This window comes from Mesorhizobium sp. M1403 (genome assembly GCF_040317695.1).
Lineage (GTDB): Bacteria > Pseudomonadota > Alphaproteobacteria > Rhizobiales > Rhizobiaceae > Mesorhizobium.
The window spans coordinates 377,930-397,902 of the sequence record NZ_JAMYKY010000003.1; the positions used below are offsets into that span (position 1 = coordinate 377,930).

Below are 19,973 nucleotides of genomic sequence, written 5' to 3' on the forward strand. Positions count from 1 at the left end.
TTATGATTCATATTGGTCGAAGGAGACCGATATGGGCATTACCACGCCGGTCGGATTCAAATGGACTGCAACACTGCGGCATCGAGCAGTGCGTTGACATATCCCTCCCGCCGCAGCCGTTGTTCCGTCTCGCTCATTGAAGACGATACATCGACACAAAGAACCAGTTCGAGATCCACCGAGGAAACCTGCTCCGCCGTGGCCGACAGCGACGTTGTCAGGCTCACCGCCAGAGCGACTAGCACCCGTTCGGGTTTTCTCCGACCAGCGAAGCATGGAATGAAGGACATCATCTCGGCGCGTCCATCCAGTTGGTCAAACGGGAGGATGCTGCGGCGGCAATTGCACTCGGCGTCAGCCGCGAAACCGCGCGCACCCAGCTCAAACAGGTATTCGCCAGCGGAATGGCACCTTCTGGCTAGTTGGTCCCGTCCGCTTCCGGCCCCAATTGCCCGTCAGCAAAGCGCCAAAAGCGAACCTTGGCCATCGGAAGCGCCCTCAAGCAATAGCTCCATGGTCATCCGGTGAGCAGGCAACGCCTGTTGCCATTGCGTTTGTGCCTCCCTCCACACCGAGGCTCTGTGGTCCGCGCGCATGACAAAACGGCACGCTCGTCCGTGCCAGGGTGCCAGCGATGTAAGCGCCAGCACCGGAGGCAGTCATGGACATTTACAGTCTCGTCGCAGCGAACCTTCATTCAGGGGCCCGTCCCGCGCTGAAGGATGCCAAGTCTGAAGACCGCTACTACTCGGATCAGGTCGCCTTGCCGCGATTGGGCCCCGGGCTGCTCGGGTCAATCGCCGTCTGCGCCTTGCTGATCCTTGTAGGCATGCCTCCGAGCTGAGGCCATGCCGCGAGAGATTGGCCGTGATATGCTGCCACGCGACGTTGCCGGAGAGCGGGTGATGGACAATAGCGAGGCCGATAAGGCCGCAGTCGTGGCGGTGATCCGCGCCGAGACCGAAGCCTGGCTGCAGCGGGATTTCGAGGCATTGGCGAGCCACTGGGTGCAGTCGCCGCAGACCCGGCGAATGGAGGCCTTTGCCTCACTCGGCGTTCGGGTCGACGAAGGCTGGGACGTTATCGCCGCCCGGCTCAAGAAGATCGTGGAGCGGTTCCCCGACAAGCACGCCTTTGAAGAGCGCGTGCGCTGGGAGAAGGTCAACATCGTCGTCGACGGAAACGTGGCCTGGATGACTTTCGACCAGATCGGCAGTGATACGGGCGAAGACCGCAAACGTCAGCTCCGGATTCTTCACCGGATCGGCGGCGACTGGAAGATCGGTTGCATGGTGATGATGGAGAGCAGCGTCGAGGAAGCGAATAGCCCGCTGATCGAGGTCGACGCAGACGCCCGAATACTCTGGACGAACCGGCTGGCACGCGAGCGGATAGCGGGCCACCCGGGCCTGGGCAAGGGTAAGCCAGTTTCGACTACCTACCTGGAGCTCTGGTGTCGGAGCAATGACGAGGGATTTGTGACGCTCAGCAAGCAGGTCGAGACCGCTTATGCGTCCGGCTTCTCAGGAGAGCGAGCAGTATCGACGTGGAAGGAGCGCGTTCGGAAATTGGAAGAGCTGCAGTTTCTGATGACGAAGCCGGGGGTGTCGGGAAGCCTGCATTACGTCCAGCTTTGGAACCCATACCTAATAGTCAAGTTTCACAAAGCCCAATCTACACCTGGCTTTCGGCCGGAACTTTACAATGTGCTGTTTGAGCGAGTGCAGGACATCGGCGCGCGTGATCTCGACTAGTTCCCATTGCCGTTACCCCGAGCGTTACCCCGGCAACGAAAATGAAAAACCCGCCATCTGGCGGGTTTGAATTATCCAGCTATTCCAGATATTTATGGTAGCGGGAGAGGGACTTGAACCCCCGACCCCAGGATTATGATTCCCGTGCTCTAACCAACTGAGCTACCCCGCCAGGGCGGCGAAGGCCCGAAATCCAGCTTAAATCGGCAGGCATATCGGCGCGTTCGCCAAGGTCGCGCGGATATAAGGTTGCGAGGCCAAGCCTGTCAAGCATCGAAGTGGCTGCCGCGCCGGCATATTGCTGGCGCCTAAAGCTTTGCCGGGCAGACATTTGGGCGCACAGGCCGGGGTTGAGTTCGGCGAGGCACGTCGCTATGTCTCGCCCACGAAAGCCATGGTCAGAAATTGATGAAACCGCGCATTGCAGTCCTCGGTTGCGGATACTGGGGCAGCAACCACATCCGCACCCTCAAGGCGCTCGGCGCGCTGCACGCGGTTTCGGACGTCAACCCTGCGCGTGCGGAAGGTTTTGCCAGCGAGCAGGATTGCCTGGCGATCGAGCCGGAGGCGCTGTTTGCCCGCGACGATGTCGACGCCATTGTCATGGCGCTGCCGCCGCAGTTCCATGCCGACATGGCGGTGCGCGCCGTGCTCGGCGGCAAGGACGTGCTGGTGGAGAAGCCGATCGCGCTGACGGTGCCCGACGCCGAGCGCTCGGTGCAGGCTGCCGCCGACAATGGCCGTGTCTTCATGGTCGGCCATGTGCTGCGCTTCCATCCCGCATTCGAGACGCTGAAGGCGCTGATCGACAATGGCGAGCTCGGCGAGGTCCGCTACATCCATTCGCATCGGCTCGGCCTCGGCAAGTTCCACACCGAAAACGATGCGTTGTGGGATCTGGCGCCGCACGATCTGTCGATGATCCTGGCCATCACCGGCACCGAGCCGGTCGAGGTGCGCGGCGAAGGCGCTGCCCTTCTCGACAATCTCAGCGACTTTGCGCATCTGCACATGCGCTTTCCCAACGGCCTGCGCGGCCATCTGTTCGCCTCGCGGCTCAACCCTTACCGCGAACGGCGGCTGACCGTGGTCGGCACCAAGGCGATGGCGGTGTTCGACGATGTCGAGCCGTGGGAGCGCAAGCTTGCCGTCTACCGCCACGCGGTGTGGCAGGACAGCGGCCAATGGGCGTTCACCGCCAACGAGCCGTCCTATGTGGCGGTCGGCGAGGGCATGCCGCTGACGCGCGAGCTGGAGCATTTCATCCACTGCATCGAGACGCGGGCCGAACCGCGCACCAGCGGCGAGGAAGCCATCCGCGTGCTGCGCATCCTGACCGCCGGCACCGTCGCCCACACCAGGCCCTAAGCGAAAAACGCCGTCTATTCGGCGGGAACCCGCGCCGGCTGGACGGCAAGCCGCGTCAGCATCGCCTCGGCTTCGGCGCCGCGCTCGGAGCGCTCGATGAAGCCGCCGCCGAACACGCGCGCCTCGTTTCCGTCGTCGGAATAGAGCACGCAGGCCTGACCGGGGGCGATGCCGGACTCGCCGTCGACCAGCTCCACCGAAGTGACGCCGGCGCGGTGATGCAGCACCGCCGGGCGCGGCGGCCGCGTCGAGCGCACCTTGGCGAAAAGCTCAAGCCCGGCCGCCGGGATATCGGTTAGCGGGCCATCGCCCAGCCAGTTCATATTGCGCAAGAAGATCTTGTGGGTTTCCAGCGCCTCGCGCGGGCCGACGACGACGCGGGCCCGGTCGGCGTCGAGATGGACGACGTAGAGCGGCTCACCGGAGGCGATGCCGATGCCACGGCGCTGACCGACGGTATAGCGCAAAATGCCCTCGTGGCGGCCAAGCACGCGCCCGTCTATATGGACGATATCGCCCGGATTGGCGGCAGCCGGCTTCAGCTTGGCGATGATGTCGGAATATTTGCCCTGCGGCACGAAACAGATGTCCTGGCTGTCCTGCTTGGCGGCGACCGTCAGTCCCATCTCCTCGGCGATGGCGCGAACCTCAGGCTTCGACAGGCCGCCGAGCGGAAAACGCAGATAGTCGATCTGCGCCTGGGTGGTGGCGAACAGGAAGTAGCTCTGGTCGCGGTCGGCGTCGACCGGCCGGTAAAGCGCGCGGTGGGCGCCATTGGCGCCGGAACGGATATAGTGGCCGGTGGCCAGCGCATCGGCGCCGAGTTCCTTGGCGGTCGCCAGAAGATCGGCGAATTTCACCGTCTGATTGCAGGAGACGCAAGGGATCGGCGTTTCGCCGGCGACATAGCTCTCGGCGAACGGGTCGATCACCGCCTTGCGGAAACGCTCCTCGTAGTCGAGCACGTAATGCGGGATACCGAGCGTCTCGGAGACGCGGCGGGCATCGTCGATGTCCTGGCCGGCGCAGCATGAGCCGGCCCGGTGCGTTGCCGCGCCGTGGTCGTAAAGCTGCAGCGTGACGCCGACGACGTCGTAGCCCTCGTGCTTTAAGAGACCGGCAACAACCGACGAATCGACACCGCCCGACATGGCGACGACGACACGGGTGTTTTCGGGGCGTCCGGGAAGATCGAGGCTGTTCATGGTTCTTTCGTTCTGCGCGGCGCTTCAATGCCAATGGCCGGAATATAGGTCAAGCGTCCCGGCCGCGCCAGCTTTGCAGGCCGGCTCATTTTTTCCAGCCGGGTTCAACGCGCTTGCCGGCAGATATCTCAAATGCCGATGAAAAGACTAACGCGGCGTTCATGATCCTTACCTATCCATTAGGGTCTGCTTAGCCAAATTTTAAAGCTGTGGCGGTAATGTGGTGGGGATTGGGTCTTTGAGTTTTTTGTAGAGAGTACGATGACCGATCTAATTAGACCGCGAGTCAAATACGTTATCGGGCCTGACGGCAGCCCACTTACCATCGCCGATCTGCCGCCGACGAACACACGTCGCTGGGTTATCCGGCGCAAGGCGGAAGTGGTGGCGGCGGTGCGTGGCGGGCTTTTGAGCCTGGAAGAGGCGTGCCAGCGCTACAAGCTCACCACCGAGGAATTCCTGTCCTGGCAGGCGTCGATCGACGAATACGGCCTTGCCGGGCTGCGCACCACGCGCATCCAGCAATACCGGCATTAGTCCGATAAGGGCGCTGATCCGCGCCCTTAAAGTTTGCCGGAGCGACGATCTGGGATTTCAGACCGTCAGCACCACCTTGCCGATCGGCCTGCTGGCGAGAAAGGCATGGGCGGCACCGGCCTGTTCGAGCGGAAACGCCTTTGCCACGTGGACGGCCAGCTTTTTCGCGTCGATCAATTTGCCGAGTTCCACCAGAGCGGCACGGTCGGGCACCACGGACATGCGCTCGACGCGGATGCCTTGCGTCCTGGCCTTTGCCTTGGTGGCATCGCTGACATCGAGCAGCGACACCAGAACACCGCCGGCCTTGAGCACTTTTAGCGATTGCTCCGCATGCTCGCCGCCGAACGGCTCCAGAACGAGATCGATGTCGCGAGCCTTTCCGGTGAAATCATCCTCTGTGTAGTCGATCACCTCGTCGGCGCCGAGCGAGCGGACGAAATCGAGCTTTTCCGGGCTGGCGGTCGCGACGACGTAAGCACCGCGCGCCTTGGCGATCTGCACCGCCAGATGGCCGACGCCGCCGGCTCCGGCGTGGATCAGCACGCGCTGGCCAGGATTGAGCCGGCCATGGCGGACAAGGCCTTGCCAGGCCGTCAGGCCGGCCAGCGGCAGCGCGGCGGCTTGGGCGTGGTCTATGCCTTCAGGTTTCGGCGCAAGCTCATCAGCCGGGACAGTGGCGAGTTCGGCGTAAGCTGCCGCCTGTTTGGGAAAGCGCGACATGCCAAAGACGGCATCGCCGACCTTAAGGCCGGACAGGCCGGAGCCCAGCGCCTCGACAGTTCCCGAAACGTCCCAACCAAGGATGAAGGGCGGCTCGCCAAGCAGCGGATAGTGGCCGCCGCGCACTGCGCCGTCGACCGGATTGATGCCGGCCGCCTCGATGCGGACCAGCACTTCGCCGGCCTCGGGTGATGGCGCGGGACGATCGGCAATGACGAGGACGTTGGGTGCGCCGAAGGAATTCTGGATAATGGCACGCATGGGAGGCTCTCTCCTGCTGGTTTGATATGCCACTATCATTTGGATAGTAATATTCTCTTGTCTAGTATGTACCTTTTTGATATATACGCACCTCATGGATAGCGAAGATTGTTTCCCTTCCGGTTATGACGCGTTCCGACGGACGTGCCCCTCGCACGCGGTGCTTGAGACGCTCGCCAGCAAATGGGTCCACCTGGTGATTTGTGCGTTGCGCCGGGGCCGGCTCCGCAACGGCGAATTGGCGCGCAAGCTCGAAGGCATCACCCCGAAAATGCTGACGCAGACGCTGCGTATCCTGGAACGCGACGGCCTGGTGCGGCGCGAGGTGTTCCCGGTCATTCCCCCGCGGGTCGAATACGAGCTGACCGAACTTGGCCAGAACCTGGCAGGACTGCTCAATCAGATCAGGGCCTGGTCGGAGCAGCATGTGCCCGACATCAAGGACGCCCGCGCGCGGGCGGCCGAACAGCAAGAAGATCTGGATGCCTGAGGCCGGCACCGTTCGGTGCACAGCAATAGCGCTCAAGCGCGACGCGCGTTAAAGCCTTGTTTTCAGCCGATCATGGCGCTGCGGCCGCCGGCTTCCGTGTCGCGCGCCTTGGTGTCGCGCGATTCGAGCATCTCGGCCTTGGAAAGCTCCGCTTCGGCTTCGCTCAGCAATGATTCGGCGACATTTCGCTGCTGGGCGAGGTCGCTTTGCGAATTTCTGAGGTTGTCGCGGCGCAGGCGTGCCGCCTTGGCGAAGGTCGGATAGGCAAAATGATTGATGTCGGTGATGCCGGCCTTCTTCTCTTCGGCCGCGATCTGAAGTTCCAGCTCGACGGCCATGCGCTCGAACTCGGCGATCATCATGTCGAGCTGCAGCAGCTGCCGCCGCTTCTCGCTCACCTGAAATTGCTTCAGCCGAACGAGGTTTTCACGTGACTTCATGATTCGGTACTCCCGGAAACGCACACCTGCACATATCGTCCAATTCACCCGGCAAGGCCCAGGCTTCACCCGTTTCCACCGGCTTTCCCGGAACTATGGGAAACAAACTCCTAAAGTTTTTTGCCGGCGGTAACCATTCGTTTACGGGCATTGTTAATCATACGGCTCAGGACTTAAGGGCGGGTAAAAATTCTGCTACTCGTCGCGAAACCCGGCCAACGAGTCCGAAGAGTCACTTAGTCTGGCTTATTAATGTGCTGCATTAACGGTTTGGGTCTGTGATTCATTATTGGATTCAACAAGGTGTAGAAAGGGGTTAAAAAATCTGATACCGTAATGGACGGGGAATTAGGTTTTATTAACCATTCGATGGCAGCCTCTGCTCAGGCAATCACTGCTCCGGTCCTGGACGGGTCGTGAAATGGTCCGGCAGCAGAAAAGGGGAATGAAATGCGCGTTCTGCTGATAGAAGACGACAGTGCAACCGCACAAAGCATCGAGCTGATGCTGAAATCGGAAAGTTTCAATGTCTATACGACCGACCTTGGTGAAGAGGGTGTCGATCTAGGCAAGCTTTACGATTACGACATCATTCTCCTCGATCTCAATCTCCCCGACATGTCGGGTTATGAAGTTTTGAGGACACTTCGCCTGTCCAAGGTGAAGACGCCGATCCTCATCCTCTCCGGCATGGCCGGTATCGAGGACAAGGTGCGCGGCCTTGGCTTCGGCGCCGACGATTACATGACCAAGCCCTTCCACAAGGACGAACTGGTCGCCCGCATCCATGCCATCGTGCGGCGTTCCAAGGGCCATGCCCAGTCGGTCATCACCACCGGCGACCTGGTGGTCAATCTCGATGCCAAGACCGTTGAAGTCGGTGGCCAGCGCGTGCATCTGACCGGCAAGGAATATCAGATGCTGGAGCTGCTCTCGCTGCGCAAGGGTACCACGCTGACCAAGGAAATGTTCCTCAATCATCTCTATGGCGGCATGGACGAACCGGAGCTGAAGATCATCGACGTCTTCATCTGCAAGCTGCGCAAGAAGCTCGACGCCGCATCGGGCGGGCAGAATTACATCGAGACCGTCTGGGGCCGCGGCTATGTGCTGCGTGAGCCGGAAGATATCCGCGTCAGCGCCTGATCCCGAAAAGTGGATGCCGGTTTTCGGAAAAGAACACAGTAAAACAATAGGATAGAGCCTCATCCCGATTTCATCGGAATGGAACGACCCCTGATCAGGCGGCAATCTTCAAGGCGCGGAAGCACTCGAGCAATTGCGGCCGGTTGAACGGCTTCAGCAGGTAACCCTGGGCGCCGGCGCGTTTTGCCCGCATGATCGCCCCGACGTCGACCTCGACCAGCGAAATCAGAACTTGCGGCAATACCGGGCTTTCCATGGAGCGCACGCGGCGGATGAGGTCCTGCGCCTGCATGTCCGGCAAGGCGCCGTCGACGACGATGATGTCCGGCATGTCGGCAGTGCACATCTCGATCGCCTCATGGCCGCTGGCGGCTTCGATCACCATCATGCCGGAGCCGCCCAGGATACGCTTTGCAACCTTCCTGATGACGCTCGAATTGTCGACGAACATGCAGCGTTTCATTCCCGGACCCTCTTTGCCATGCGGCGAACCGGCAGCGTCGTGGCATCTGCCGGGGAACATAGGCCGATCTGGTAAAGAAGCCGAAAAGCCGTTAGGTAAAATTTTCCTGAAGGTGTTGTAAGCGAAATCTTCTTTCGCAATGCTTCATCCAATCAATCCGCAAGCCCGTCTCGCAGATGTTAAGACAGTGCCGCAAATATGACCTGGAGAAATACTTCGCGCTCTTTTGGAGAACTTCAGGCTACGGAAAGGACGATCTCGTCGGCGGTCGCATGGATCGATATCGTCATGTTGGCTTCGCGGGCCAAAAGCAGCGTGTAATAGGGTTGCACCGAATGCGCGTCGATCGGCTCTTCCGGTCTGTGGCCGGAATGCAATTCCAGGAATTTGGGCGGCACGCGCAGCATCGGGCCGCTCGCCGCGAGCGCAAAGCGCGGCTCGGTCTCGAGGTTCTCCAGCGTGACCACCAGCCTGCCGCCGCGCGGAATGGCGGCGTTGGCGACGAGGATGAGGTTGAGCAGCAGCTTGACCTTGTTCTTGGGCAATAGGGCGCGGGTTCCGTTCCAGACCAGTTCCGGCTTCTCGTTCTTCAGGAAGGCGATGGCCACGGCCTCGGCGTCCCCGGTGTCGATCAGCATGCCGGCCGAACCGGCGGCGCCGAAGGCGATGCGGGCGAATTGCAGGCGGGCGGAGGCGTTTTTGGCGCTTTGGCGGATCAGCTTCATGGCGTCTTCGTCGGCGCCGCCTTCGTCGAGCAGCTCAAGCCCGTTGTTTATGGCGCCGACCGGCGAAATGATGTCGTGGCAGACCCGGCTGCACAGCAGCGCTGCCAGGTCGGGTGCGGAAAGGGTGAAAAGCTCGGCCATCGGCAAAAATCCCTGCAAATTTCACAACAAAATGACCGGGCGATCATGATCACGCCTGTCCACACGAATCACCCTCTCTCCCAAGCATTGTGAATACACAGCGCTTGTGCGTGCAGCAACAAATCCAAAATTATCATTGTCGAAAATGGTGTGTTCACGCAGCCTGGGTGCTGCGCGGGCATGCGAAAACAGCCTTCGAACCGCCATGTTCATGTGAGAGTTTAATGGTTGAAAAAGGATTACGGCATAGTTTGCCCCTAACAGTCATCCTTAACGGCCGCCAAAGAGCCGTACGGGTGCGAGGCGTCGGCGAAAGTGCTCCCTGACGGAGATTGGAAGCATGGTTTCCCGATTCTACGACCGGACTTTTTTCCGTGTCATCTCAATGACGATCGCGCTCATCGGCCTTGTCGCCTTTTCGACATCGGCCGCGCGGGCGCAAGAGTACACCGCCCAGGAGATCGTTGATTCCGGTCATAAATTCTTCGGCGCGACATCGGGTGGGCTGGCCACGGTCGTCGAGAAGATTTTCGCCACCTATGGCCTGCCGAACGGCTATCTGCTCGGCGAAGAGGGGTCCGGGGCGCTGATCGGTGGCCTGACCTATGGCGAAGGCACGCTCTACACCAAGAATGCCGGCGATCACAAAGTGTTCTGGCAAGGCCCGTCGCTCGGCTGGGATTTCGGCGGCGAGGGCTCGCGCGTGATGATGCTGGTCTACAATCTCGACGATGTGAGCAGGCTCTATAACCGCTTTGGCGGCGTCGCCGGCTCTGCCTATGTCATCGCCGGCGTCGGTTTCAACGTGCTGAAGAACAACAATGTGCTGCTCGTGCCGATCCGTACCGGCGTCGGCGCCCGTCTTGGCGTCAATCTCGGCTACCTCAAGCTCACCCAACGCGCGACCTGGAATCCGTTCTGACCTGCACGATGGCGCCACTGCGGTTGGCCCTGTGATCCCACGGTCTGAGCTTTGCCGCGGCAGACCCTTGCCGCGGCGCCGGATTTCCGTCATGCGAAGATGGCAAAGTCGAACTTTGACCATTGCCTGCCGCCCATAACGGCCGGCCATGCATAACGGATAGTCATCTTGGTCCAGTCGATCCTGTTCTTTGTCCTCGGCTTTCTCTGCGCGGGCTTTCTGGCGCTGATGATTGCCCCGGCCGTCTGGCGGCGGGCGGTGGCGCTGACGCGCAGGCGCGTCGAGGGTTCGATGCCGCTGACGCTGGCCGAGATCCAGGCGGACAAGGATCGCGTCCGCGCCGAGTTCGCCGTTTCGGCGCGCCGGCTCGAAATGACCATCAAGTCATTGCGCGAGAAAGCCGCCGAACAGCTGGTCGAGATCGGCCGCGACCGCGAAGCCCTGAAGGAATTGGCGGCCGAGCGGCAGGACAAGAACCGGGTCGTCGCCGACCTCACAACCAGGAGCGAGGAGCTTCGCAAGCGCGATGAGCAGCTGCAGCAGCTGTCGGAGAGGCTTGCGGAGACCGAGCGCGCGCTCGAAAAGCGCGGGCTCGAACTGCGAAAACTGGAGCACATGTATGACGACGCCAGTTTTTCGTCCAGCAGCCGGCAGATCGAGCTGGTGGCGCGCGAATCCGAGCTGCAGAAGCTGGCAAGCGACATTTCGCTGCTGCGCGGCCAGCGCAAGGAGGCGGACAGGCGCAGCCAGGAATTGACAGCCGAAAGCAAGGTTTTGCGGGACGCGCTGAAGGCCGAGAAGAAAAGAACCGGCGACTTGGAAAAGAAGGTCGAACGCCTGCTCGCCACGCTGGCCGATCGCGAGGACAGGCTGGAGCGCCGCGAAAAGGAACTGGTGCGCCTTCGCGAAAGGGCGAAAGGCGCTGAAAGCCCGCCTGCGGCGGCCCTTGCCGGCATGCCAGGAAGCCAGGTCAATGCGACCGCCAACGGCGACATCGAAAAGGCAAGCGCCAAGCTCGATGCCGACCGCGAGCGGCTGGAGGCCAGGCTGACATCGCTGGCACGCGAGAACAGGAGGCTGAAGACAGATCTTGCTGCCGTCGAGACATCGAAATCACACGCCGGAGACGATACCGGCAGCGCCAGCGCGGCATTGCGCGAAGAGATGAACGATCTGGCAGCGCAAGTCGTCGCCTTGACGGCCAAGCTCGACGGCCCGGATTCGCCGATCGCCCAGGCGCTTGCAGCGCCTGAGGATGCGCGGCCGGAGAGCGGCGGACGCAGCCTTGCCGATCGCGTGCGGGCGCTGCAGAAGGCCGCATCGACCAACTGAGACGCCGCAAGCGCAAGAGCGAGACGCCCGGCTCTAAAGCGCGTCGTGTTCGACCGGCCTCATGCGACGCGCTTTATGTTCTTGTTTTGATGCATGTCGTTACCGCAAAACCGCTGCACACTTTTGCGCGACATGCATCAGGCCCCGGAAAAATGATGAAGTGCGATGGCTGACGCCGCTGCGACATTCAGGCTGTCGAAATCCTGCGCCATACCGATCCGCAGCGTCTGCAGGCGAGCAAGCAGGCTTTCCGGCAGGCCTTCGCCCTCGGTGCCGAGATAGAGAGCCAGCCGCTCGTTTCTCTTGGCATCGCGAATGTCGATTTGCCCGCGCGGCGACAACGCGAATTGGCTGAAGCCTTGCTGGTCGAGTATGGCGATGCAGCCGGCGGCGTCGGCAAAGGAGGCGAAGGGGACTTTCAAGGCGGCGCCCACCGAGACGCGGATTGCCTTGCGGTACAGCGGATCGCAGCAGGTCGGATCGAGAAGCACGGCATCCGCGCCAAAGGCGGCGGCATTGCGGAAGATCGAGCCCATATTGTCATGATTGGCGATGCCGACCAGCACAACGATCAGTGCGCGGGCGGGCAGCGCGCCGAGCAAGGCCTCAGCGGAGATGGCCGCACCTTTGCGGCCGATCGCCAATATGCCGCGATGCATGTGGAATCCGGCGATCCTGTCCATGATTTCGCTGGATGCGACATAGATCGGGAGCCCGGCAGGCGCCTTGCGCAGGACGTCATCGAGGCCGGCCAGCCGGTTTTCGAGTACCAGCACCGATTCTGCCTCGAAGCGCCGGGCGGCGAGCAGCGTGTCGAGCACCACCTTGCCTTCGGCGACGAAACGGCCTTGCCGGCCGGCAAGATCTCGCTCCCGGATGTCGAGATAGGCGGCGACGCGGGGATCCTGCGGGTCGTCTATGCGGATCGGATTCATGGCTTCCTCGGCCGACCATGGCATCGGCCGCGAATCGGGATTCGGTTTCGGAAGGCATGATGCCGGATCCGAAGCTCGGACCGTATCTCAGCGTCCAAATGGATGCACGCCGTTCGAACGGTCAAGCCCAATCACTGGACGCCGGGCCGAGGCCCCCCGACGACGAGAAATACTTGATTCCCGCGGCACAGCCCTTCGGCCAAGCCGCTTCAATTCAGAATTTCGATCGGGCGAAGGAACCACACAGGGCCATGCCGCGTCATAGAAGCGGGCTCCTGCTGCAGTCCTGGGAGGACATCGATGATCAGGCTCCTCCTCGTCTTCGCCGCCACGCTTGCCCTCGCATGCGGCGTGGCTCGCGCGGCCAAGCTCGATCCAGCCACCGTCAATCAGGCCCAATTCACTATCGGCGAACCGAAGGGTGTCGATCCGATGCTGCTGAAGGCGCAGATCCTTCTGGATCGCGCCCGCTTCTCGCCGGGCCTGATCGACGGTCGTCTTTCCCAGAACTTCGCCAAGGCCGTCGCCGCGTTTCAGGCGGCAAACGGACTTCCGCCCGACGGCAAGCTCGATCCACAGACCTGGAGCAAACTCCTCTTAACCTCCGCCAGGCCGGTGCTGGTGACCTATGAGGTGATGCGCAAGGACGTGCGCGGACCTTTCACCAAGCGTATTCCGGCCCGCTTGGAGAGGATGGCCCGCTTGCGGCGGCTCGGTTATCGCAATGCGGTGGAGAAGTTGGCTGAGCGCTTCCATATCAGCGAACAATTGTTGAGAATGCTTAATCCTGGCACCAGTCTCAGGAAACCAGGCAGGACGTTGGTGGTGCCTGATGTCGGCAGGGGCGACCCTGCCGCCGGGGTTGCCGCCGTCGAGATCGACAAGGGCGCTCGCCTGGTGCGTGTGCTCGACCGTGCCGGCAAATGGCTGGCGGTCTACCCGGCCTCGATTGGGAGCGATGAGAAGCCGGCGCCAAGCGGCACGGCAGAGGTCAGGCGCGTGGTGCACAACCCTACCTATCACTATGATCCGGACTTCGCTTTCAAGGGGGTCAAGACCAAGCGGCCCTTCACCATCGCTGCCGGGCCGAATAATCCCGTGGGATCGGTCTGGATCGATCTCTCCATCGAAAGCTACGGCATCCACGGCACGCCGGAACCGGGCAAGATCGGCACGACCTTTTCGCATGGCTGCATCCGGTTGACCAATTGGGATGCCGAAGACCTTGCCTCCATGGTGCAGCCGGGCACGAAGGTCGAGTTCAAGGACGAGATTGCACAGGCCGCCGAAGAGCGCGCTCAGTAGCAGGCGGACTTGGCAGCAAAGCGGACTTGCCGGCCAAACGGACTTGCCGGCCAAACGGACTTGGCGACCAAACGGACTTGGCGGGGCGTTCTCCGCCCCGGCCAATCAGGTCCCGGCGCGACGCAGCCGGTGAGCCATCTGCGACAGTTCACCTTCGCCGAAAATGCCGTCCAGCATGTGCAGCAGTTCGCGTACCGCGCCGGATTTGCAGGAATAATAGATCATTTGCCGGTCGCGACGGGTCTCGACAAGGTCGGAAGCCCTGAGCTTGGCCAGATGCTGCGACAAAGCGGATTGGCTGAGCGACACTTTCTCGGCTATGGCGCCGACCGACATTTCGCCCTCGGCCAGATAGCTCATGATCAACAAACGTTTTTCGTTGCCCATCAGCGTCAGAAACGCGGCCGCGGCTCCGGCGTTGGCGACTAGCTTGTTCGAGACCATAGATCCCCCATGCCTTCCTGCTCATCCGCCGCTATGGGGGCAATAGCGTCGGATTCCATAGACTTTCCCTATAGATGCACGCCAGCGATTCAGCGTCACTCGCAAAGGTAGAACATTTCGCTCAAATCTCAAGGCTTGCTTTCCATGCAAGCCGATTAACTGTGCGGCTGTGATCAATTTGCCGATCGGGCAGCCTTTGCCATGTCGACCAGGACAGGCCTGAGGTCGCGTGCCGCCTGCAGCGGATTGGGAAAAAAGACCCGGCAGACATTGTCGCCGGATACGAGATCCATCCCGTCGGCGTCGAAGCCGGTGACGATCCAGCCGTCGCGCTCGGCCCCGCCGAAATGACTTGCGTAGAGGGCAATCGCATCGAGATGGTCGGCGTTCATGTGGTCGAGTGCCGATTGCTCGCCGGCGGCAAGCTCTTCAACGATTGCTCCCGTCGCGACCAGATCGGCGCGTTCGAGCAGATAGGCCTTGCCGAAGCCGCCGTTCAGGCTGGCGCGCTCCGGTTCGAGCCGGAAGATCGAGAAGTCGCCGAGCCCGGCATAGAGCTTCGCCTTGGGATTGCGGTTGAGGTAGCGCCGCTCGGCGCGGGCGTGTTCGTTCGATCCGCGTTCGAGCCGTACGGCGCGGCAGACGAGCGTCAATCGCGGATGCGCCAGCGGATCGCCCTTGCCGGGTTCGCCGACGAGCAGCGAGCAGCGCGGGTCGGCAAGGATAGCGCCGGTATGGGCGGACAGCATCGACACCAGGATCAATGGCGTGCCGTCGATGTCGGTGGCGACACCGACCCTGCTGGCCAGCGGCGAACCGGTTCCTGGCTCGAGCACTGCCAGCGCGCCGAAACGGGCGCTGCGGATCAGCGTCTTTGCCAGCCTGATCGCCTCGGCGTCGGTCGCGCGGATCACGTCTTTCCTGGGTTCGTCCAAAGCACCACCGTCGCGTTTACTTCGGCGCCATGCGGATGGCGCCATCGAGGCGAATGGTCTCGCCGTTGAGCATCTGGTTCTCGATAATGTGCAAGGCAAGTGCGGCATATTCCGAAGGCTCGCCCAAACGGGAAGGGAAGGGCACTGCCGCACCGAGCGAATCCTGCACCTCCTGCGGCATGCCGGCCATCATCGGCGTCCTGAAGATGCCGGGCGCGATGGTGCAGACGCGAATGCCGGAGCGGGCGAGATCGCGCGCCACCGGCAGCGTCATGCCGACGACGCCGCTTTTGGATGCCGAATAGGCCGCCTGGCCGATCTGGCCGTCATAGGCCGCGACCGATGCGGTGTTGACGATGACGCCGCGCTCGCCGCCCTGCAGCGGCTCGAGCTTCGCGGTCCGGTCGGCAACCAGGCGGATCATGTTGAAGGTGCCGATCAGATTGACCTCGATCACCTTGCGGTATTGGTCGAGCGGATGTGGTCCGTCCTTGCCGATCGTCTTCATGCCGATAACGATGCCGGCGCAATTGACCAGGATGCGCGGCTCGCCGAGCGTCTCAGCCACTTCCGCGACAGCAGCGGCACCGCTTTCCGCGTCGCTCACATCGCATCGGACGGCAATGCCGCCGATGTCGGCCGCCACCTTGGCCGCCCGCTCGATGCCGAGATCGAGGACGGCAACCCTGGCGCCGCCGGCGGCAAGAGCGCGCGCCGTCGCCTCGCCAAGGCCGGAGCCGCCACCGGTGACGATCGCAATCTGGCCGTTCGGGTTCATCTCGACGTCCTCCTCCGAGCCCAGACTATTCTGCCAAAGCCACCGTGCGACAGCACCGGCATGGTCACGCCATCGCCGCGATGTGCTCGCCAATCCTCGCCTGGTCGGCGTGGCAAACCTCGCCCACCAGCCTTGCCACTGCGCCCGGCACGATCTCGTGCGCCAAAAGCCGGTCGAGGTCGACCGGACGCGGCATCGAGATCTGCCCACGCGGCAGCCTCTTGAAACCGAGCGGACCGTAATAGGGTTCGTCGCCGACCAGCATCACGGCCGGCGCGCCGGCTTTGGCAGCGGCTTCGAGCGCGATTGCCACCAGCCGGCGGCCGATGCCGAGGTTCTTGAAGGCCGGCTGCACGGCGAGCGGCCCTAGCATCAGCGCGCGGCCGGCGCCCGCGGCGATGCGTGTCATCCGTACCGAGGCGACGACGGTTGCGCCGTCGACGGCCACGAAGGACAAAGCCCGTTCATGCGGGCCACCTTGGCGGATCCTGTAGGCAGCAAGCACGAAACGGCCCGGCCCGAAGGCTTCGTCATTGATGGCTTCGATTTCAGGATCATGCGCCGGAGTTTCCGGCAGGTATTTCACGTCGGCAAGGCTCATGGTCTTTGCGTTCCGGTATGCGAGGAAAGGTTTGCTGCAAGCGGCAGCGTTCGCCAGTCAGCGCTTCATCAAGCGCGGGCGCTCTTTCGTCGTCGGTCGAACCGGATCAGGGCAAAGTCGAACATGCGGATTGTCCGCTAGCACCAATTTTCAGCCGCCGCAATCGGCCGGTTGCGCTCGACGACGCAGCTGTTGACGATCTGTTCAGCGCTGGCGATTTCGGCAGGTCCATTTCATGCCCTACATCAGGCAGGAACGCGAAAGGACATTTCATGGGATTGCTAGTCGAAGGCCAATGGCAGGACCGCTGGTACGATACCGGGGAGAGCGGCGGCAAATTCGTGCGGGCGCAGTCGCAGTGGCGCGACTGGGTGACCCGCCACGGCTTCCCGGCCGAAGGGCGAAAACGTGGCTTCAAGGCCGAGCCCGGCCGCTACCACCTCTATGTCTCGCTCGCCTGCCCGTGGGCGCATCGGACGTTGATCTTTCGCGTGCTCAAAAAACTCGAGGACGTGATTTCCGTCGCGGTCGTCCATCATTTCATGGGAACCGACGGCTGGACGTTCCTGGCCGAGGACGGCGCCACCGGCGACACGCTCTACGGCCTCGATTTCCTGCACCAGATCTACACCAGGGCCGATCCCGGCTATTCGGGCCGGGTCACCGTTCCCGTGCTGTGGGACAAACGCGAGCAGACCATCGTTTCCAACGAATCCTCCGAGATTATCCGCATGCTCAATTCGGCCTTCGACGAATGGGGCGATGCCAAGCTCGATTTCTATCCGCAACCGTTGCGCGGCGAGATCGATGCGGTCAATGCGCTGGTCTATCCCGCGGTCAACAACGGCGTTTACCGTGCCGGCTTCGCCACCACGCAGGCAGCCTACGAGGAGGCGTTCGGCGAATTGTTCTCGACGCTCGACATGCTGGAGGACCGTCTGTCAAGGCAGCGCTATCTCGTCGGCGGCCGCATCACCGAGGCGGATTGGCGGCTGTTCACGACACTGGTCCGCTTCGACCCGGTCTATGTCGGCCATTTCAAGTGCAATCTGCGCCGCATCGCCGACTATCCGAACCTGTCGAATTATCTGCGCGACCTCCACCAGGTGCCAGGCGTCGCCGGCACGGTGAATTTGCACCACATCAAGTCGCACTATTACGGCAGCCACGAGACCATCAACCCGACACGCATCGTGCCGGTCGGGCCTGAGCTCGACTATGGCGCGCTGCACGACCGCGACAGGTTCAGGAAGGCGGCGTGAGACCGGCGCCCTAGCGGAAGGTTTCTGAGTCCATCTTTGCCCTTCTGACGAGATCAGCTTTCAATGTGGTATTTCCAAATCGATTGGAGTAGCCGAGCGACGTTGCCAGGAACGCCACGATGCCGCCGATCATGACGATCTGGACCGACATCTGGAGCGGGATTGCGCGAAACGATCCCGACAGCAGAAGCACGGCCATTCCCAAACCCATTTCTATCAGGCTTGAGAAGCCGACCATTTTCCAGAATTCAGTGCGAGTAAAAAGCCGAGCATGTCGCTTTATAAAAACAAAATATGTCACGAATGCCGCAAAAAGTCGTATTGCGAACTGGATGCCTCTTCCACTTTTTTCCAACCTGGATGGATCTATCCCAAGGACCATTGTCGAAATTAAGGCTGTAGCAAGAATTGTTGTCACAGTAATTACCGTGTAAAGTGAGATATATAGTACGATTCTAAACCTGTCGTTTTGGCTATGTTTCATTTTTCTCTTATCGCCTAATATATATATTTCTCTCGGAGAACAATGTATGTTGCCGGCCTAAACCGAAGCAGCCAAAGCTGTTGGAGAGATGATCTACCAGTAAGGCGATGCCGAATTCCCCTCAAAAACTTCGGCAATCCGCCGCAGCGTCGCCGGTGTCGTGCCTTCCGGCAAGCGGTCGAGCGGAAAGAAGCCGGCTTCGGCGATCTCGCGGTCGGGCAGCTTAGGTGCTGGCTGGTCGAACTCCTCGACCAGATAGAGACCGACATGATCGCGGCGGCTGGCGCGGCGGTTGAAATGCAGGGACTTCAGCACCGGCGGTCCGGTCAGCGCGATGTTGCCTTCCTCGAAGACTTCGCGCGTCAGCGCTTCGATCATCGTCTCGCCCAACTCGACGCCACCGCCGGGCAGGTGCCAGCCAGGGACATAGGTGTGGCGGATGAGGAAGATGGAATTGGAGGGGCGGTCGTGGATCAAGCCGCGCACGCCGAGCGTCATCGGCCGCCGCAGTACGAAGTACAGGTGAAACAGCCTTGCCCTGAAGCCCGGCCAGCCGGTCTGGCGCAGGGCTTGCTCCGGATCCGGCGTCATCGTCCGCGAAACCGTGAGTGGAAAGCCGCGCGCGCCTCGCCTATGAAGAAAAGATGTTCAGGCTCGCGCATATTTCCGATGTCCATCTGGGGCCGCTTCCCGATGTAACCTATCGCGATCTCGCCTCCAAGCGCGTGGTCGGTTACGTCAATTGGCAGCGTAACCGCCGCCGCCACATGCACGACGCCGTCATCGACACGATCGTCGCCGACATGAAGGCCAGCGGGCCGGACCATCTCGCCATCACCGGTGACCTGGTCAATCTGGCGCTCGACGGAGAGATCGAGATGGCCAAGCACTGGCTGGAGACGCTGGGCTCGCCGAATGACGTGTCGGTCGTGCCAGGAAATCATGATGCCTATGTGCCGGGCGCCTTCGACAAGACCTGCCGGTCCTGGGCAGCATGGATGACCGGCGACGGCGTCAATACGCCGGTCGACCGCAACACCTTTCCCTATCTGCGCGTGCGCGGCGATGCTGCGCTGATCGGCGTCTCCACGGCGCGCGCCACGGCTCCGTTCATGGCCAACGGCTTCTTTCTGGAAGGCCAGGCGGAAAGGCTGCGCGACATGCTCGACGCCACAGGCAAGCGCGGCCTGTTCCGGGTGATCATGATCCACCACCCGCCGGTGCGCGGCGCCGTTTCGCAGAACAAGCGGCTGTTTGGCATCTCGCGCTTCCACAAGGTTCTTCACCGGCACGGCGCCGAGCTTGTGCTGCACGGCCATTCGCATGTGCCGTCGCTCTTCTTCATCGGCGCCCGCAAGGCCAAAATCCCGGTGGTCGGGGTCGCCGCCGCCGGGCAGGCCCCCGGCAGTTCGCATGCGCCGGCGCAATACAATCTGCTCGACATCGACGGTGAAAAGGACAATTGGCGGATCAAGCTGACGCGCCGCGGCCTGACCGGGCCGGCATTGCCGCCCAGCGACCTGCAGACAATGGAGCTTGGCGTCGAGGCCGAGGCGTCGATGGCTAGAGTAATTCCAGGAAAAGTGTGAAACGGTTTTCCGTCCGGAATTGCGTCAAAACAAAGAGATAGAGCCGTTCAGCAGTTTCGCTAAAACGAGAAGCCCGCTAGAAGCCGTATTTTATATCGACCATAGGGGCCCCGCACCGCCCCCTCCCAAAAAC

23 protein-coding genes, 1 tRNA gene and 1 pseudogene are annotated in these 19,973 nt (G+C 61.7%); 11 read left to right on the forward strand and 14 right to left on the reverse strand.

Annotated features, from left to right (window positions below; translation table 11 throughout):
- Positions 1-56: 56 nt before the first annotated feature.
- Entirely contained in the window at positions 57-293 is a 237-nt protein-coding gene (locus NKH01_RS09385) for a DUF1194 domain-containing protein (protein WP_353020002.1), read from the reverse strand.
- Between the two features lie 368 nt (positions 294-661).
- Between NKH01_RS09385 and NKH01_RS09390 the strand changes: the two genes are divergently transcribed.
- Both NKH01_RS09390 and NKH01_RS09395 read left to right on the forward strand, forming a co-directional pair.
- Positions 662-844: a hypothetical protein gene (locus NKH01_RS09390; RefSeq protein WP_352884417.1), complete on the forward strand. Its 183-nt coding sequence runs from the start codon at positions 662-664 to the stop codon at positions 842-844.
- A gap of 28 nt (positions 845-872) precedes the next feature.
- A pseudogene (locus tag NKH01_RS09395) lies at positions 873-1,412 on the forward strand (Cif family virulence factor); the annotation flags it as partial.
- Positions 1,413-1,849: 437 nt separating this feature from the next.
- On the opposite strand, the gene NKH01_RS09400 reads toward NKH01_RS09395, so the two are convergent.
- Positions 1,850-1,926 (reverse strand) — tRNA-Met (locus tag NKH01_RS09400).
- A 236-nt stretch (positions 1,927-2,162) separates the two neighbouring features.
- Here NKH01_RS09400 and NKH01_RS09405 point away from each other — a divergent pair.
- A complete protein-coding gene (locus NKH01_RS09405) occupies positions 2,163-3,122 on the forward strand; it encodes a Gfo/Idh/MocA family protein (RefSeq protein WP_352482033.1) in 960 nt (319 codons plus the stop codon).
- A 14-nt stretch (positions 3,123-3,136) separates the two neighbouring features.
- On the opposite strand, the gene mnmA is transcribed toward NKH01_RS09405, so the two are convergent.
- Positions 3,137-4,327: a tRNA 2-thiouridine(34) synthase MnmA gene (gene mnmA, locus NKH01_RS09410; protein ID WP_353020003.1), complete on the reverse strand. Its 1,191-nt coding sequence runs from the start codon at positions 4,325-4,327 to the stop codon at positions 3,137-3,139.
- A gap of 261 nt (positions 4,328-4,588) precedes the next feature.
- On the opposite strand from mnmA, the gene sciP reads away from it, so the two are divergent.
- On the forward strand, positions 4,589-4,864 hold the full coding sequence (sciP, locus tag NKH01_RS09415; RefSeq protein WP_023679563.1) for a CtrA inhibitor SciP: 276 nt from the start codon (positions 4,589-4,591) through the stop codon (positions 4,862-4,864).
- Between the two features lie 57 nt (positions 4,865-4,921).
- On the opposite strand, the gene NKH01_RS09420 is transcribed toward sciP, so the two are convergent.
- Positions 4,922-5,848 carry an NADP-dependent oxidoreductase gene (locus NKH01_RS09420; protein WP_353020004.1) on the reverse strand — a complete coding sequence of 309 codons (927 nt, stop codon included), beginning with the start codon at positions 5,846-5,848 and terminating at the stop codon, positions 4,922-4,924.
- Positions 5,849-5,942: 94 nt separating this feature from the next.
- Here NKH01_RS09420 and NKH01_RS09425 point away from each other — a divergent pair, with 94 nt between their 5' ends.
- Positions 5,943-6,338, forward strand: a complete 396-nt coding sequence (locus tag NKH01_RS09425; RefSeq protein WP_023719276.1) for a winged helix-turn-helix transcriptional regulator — start codon at positions 5,943-5,945, stop codon at positions 6,336-6,338.
- Positions 6,339-6,400: 62 nt separating this feature from the next.
- Here the strand turns inward: NKH01_RS09425 and NKH01_RS09430 are convergent, their stop codons facing one another.
- Positions 6,401-6,778 carry a flagellar export protein FliJ gene (locus tag NKH01_RS09430; RefSeq protein WP_023719275.1) on the reverse strand — a complete coding sequence of 126 codons (378 nt, stop codon included), beginning with the start codon at positions 6,776-6,778 and terminating at the stop codon, positions 6,401-6,403.
- A 450-nt stretch (positions 6,779-7,228) separates the two neighbouring features.
- Between NKH01_RS09430 and ctrA the strand changes: the two genes are divergently transcribed.
- Positions 7,229-7,924, forward strand: coding sequence for a response regulator transcription factor CtrA (gene ctrA / locus NKH01_RS09435; protein ID WP_006203583.1), 696 nt, complete (start codon positions 7,229-7,231; stop codon positions 7,922-7,924).
- A gap of 94 nt (positions 7,925-8,018) precedes the next feature.
- Here the strand turns inward: ctrA and NKH01_RS09440 are convergent, their stop codons facing one another.
- Positions 8,019-8,387, reverse strand: coding sequence for a response regulator (locus NKH01_RS09440; RefSeq protein ID WP_023719274.1), 369 nt, complete (start codon positions 8,385-8,387; stop codon positions 8,019-8,021).
- 236 nt (positions 8,388-8,623) lie between these two features.
- Positions 8,624-9,253 carry a histidine phosphotransferase ChpT gene (gene chpT, locus NKH01_RS09445; RefSeq protein WP_023719273.1) on the reverse strand — a complete coding sequence of 210 codons (630 nt, stop codon included), beginning with the start codon at positions 9,251-9,253 and terminating at the stop codon, positions 8,624-8,626.
- Between the two features lie 385 nt (positions 9,254-9,638).
- Here chpT and NKH01_RS09450 point away from each other — a divergent pair, with 385 nt between their 5' ends.
- Both NKH01_RS09450 and NKH01_RS09455 read left to right on the forward strand, forming a co-directional pair.
- Positions 9,639-10,175: a DUF1134 domain-containing protein gene (locus NKH01_RS09450; RefSeq protein WP_353020021.1), complete on the forward strand. Its 537-nt coding sequence runs from the start codon at positions 9,639-9,641 to the stop codon at positions 10,173-10,175.
- A 168-nt stretch (positions 10,176-10,343) separates the two neighbouring features.
- Positions 10,344-11,507, forward strand: a complete 1,164-nt coding sequence (locus NKH01_RS09455) for a coiled-coil domain-containing protein (RefSeq protein ID WP_352482035.1) — start codon at positions 10,344-10,346, stop codon at positions 11,505-11,507.
- A 137-nt stretch (positions 11,508-11,644) separates the two neighbouring features.
- On the opposite strand, the gene NKH01_RS09460 is transcribed toward NKH01_RS09455, so the two are convergent.
- Entirely contained in the window at positions 11,645-12,442 is a 798-nt protein-coding gene (locus tag NKH01_RS09460) for a TrmH family RNA methyltransferase (protein WP_352787795.1), read from the reverse strand.
- 300 nt (positions 12,443-12,742) lie between these two features.
- On the opposite strand from NKH01_RS09460, the gene NKH01_RS09465 reads away from it, so the two are divergent.
- Complete coding sequence (locus NKH01_RS09465) at positions 12,743-13,747, forward strand: L,D-transpeptidase family protein (RefSeq protein WP_353020006.1); 1,005 nt, start codon at positions 12,743-12,745, stop codon at positions 13,745-13,747.
- 105 nt (positions 13,748-13,852) lie between these two features.
- Here NKH01_RS09465 and NKH01_RS09470 read toward each other — a convergent pair whose 3' ends face one another.
- The 4 genes from NKH01_RS09470 to NKH01_RS09485 form a co-directional block, all read right to left on the reverse strand.
- The gene (locus NKH01_RS09470) at positions 13,853-14,191 is read right to left on the reverse strand and encodes an ArsR/SmtB family transcription factor (RefSeq protein ID WP_023719268.1); all 339 of its coding nucleotides are present in this window, start codon (positions 14,189-14,191) and stop codon (positions 13,853-13,855) included.
- A 173-nt stretch (positions 14,192-14,364) separates the two neighbouring features.
- Positions 14,365-15,171, reverse strand: a complete 807-nt coding sequence (locus NKH01_RS09475) for a HugZ family pyridoxamine 5'-phosphate oxidase (RefSeq protein WP_198030492.1) — start codon at positions 15,169-15,171, stop codon at positions 14,365-14,367.
- Positions 15,143-15,904, reverse strand: a complete 762-nt coding sequence (locus NKH01_RS09480) for a 3-hydroxyacyl-CoA dehydrogenase (protein ID WP_352642757.1) — start codon at positions 15,902-15,904, stop codon at positions 15,143-15,145. The genes NKH01_RS09475 and NKH01_RS09480 overlap by 29 nt, the downstream gene beginning before the upstream one ends.
- Before the next feature lie 64 nt (positions 15,905-15,968).
- Complete coding sequence (locus NKH01_RS09485; protein ID WP_352482039.1) at positions 15,969-16,505, reverse strand: GNAT family N-acetyltransferase; 537 nt, start codon at positions 16,503-16,505, stop codon at positions 15,969-15,971.
- Positions 16,506-16,777: 272 nt separating this feature from the next.
- On the opposite strand from NKH01_RS09485, the gene NKH01_RS09490 reads away from it, so the two are divergent.
- Positions 16,778-17,767, forward strand: a complete 990-nt coding sequence (locus NKH01_RS09490) for a glutathione S-transferase family protein (protein WP_353020008.1) — start codon at positions 16,778-16,780, stop codon at positions 17,765-17,767.
- 10 nt (positions 17,768-17,777) lie between these two features.
- Here the strand turns inward: NKH01_RS09490 and NKH01_RS09495 are convergent, their stop codons facing one another.
- Together NKH01_RS09495 and NKH01_RS09500 are read right to left on the reverse strand one after the other, a co-directional pair.
- On the reverse strand, positions 17,778-18,251 hold the full coding sequence (locus tag NKH01_RS09495; protein ID WP_353020010.1) for an ABZJ_00895 family protein: 474 nt from the start codon (positions 18,249-18,251) through the stop codon (positions 17,778-17,780).
- Between the two features lie 93 nt (positions 18,252-18,344).
- Positions 18,345-18,842, reverse strand: a complete 498-nt coding sequence (locus NKH01_RS09500; protein ID WP_023719262.1) for an NUDIX domain-containing protein — start codon at positions 18,840-18,842, stop codon at positions 18,345-18,347.
- 53 nt (positions 18,843-18,895) lie between these two features.
- On the opposite strand from NKH01_RS09500, the gene NKH01_RS09505 reads away from it, so the two are divergent.
- A complete protein-coding gene (locus tag NKH01_RS09505) occupies positions 18,896-19,840 on the forward strand; it encodes a metallophosphoesterase family protein (RefSeq protein WP_352494797.1) in 945 nt (314 codons plus the stop codon).
- The last annotated feature ends 133 nt before the right edge of the window (positions 19,841-19,973 follow it).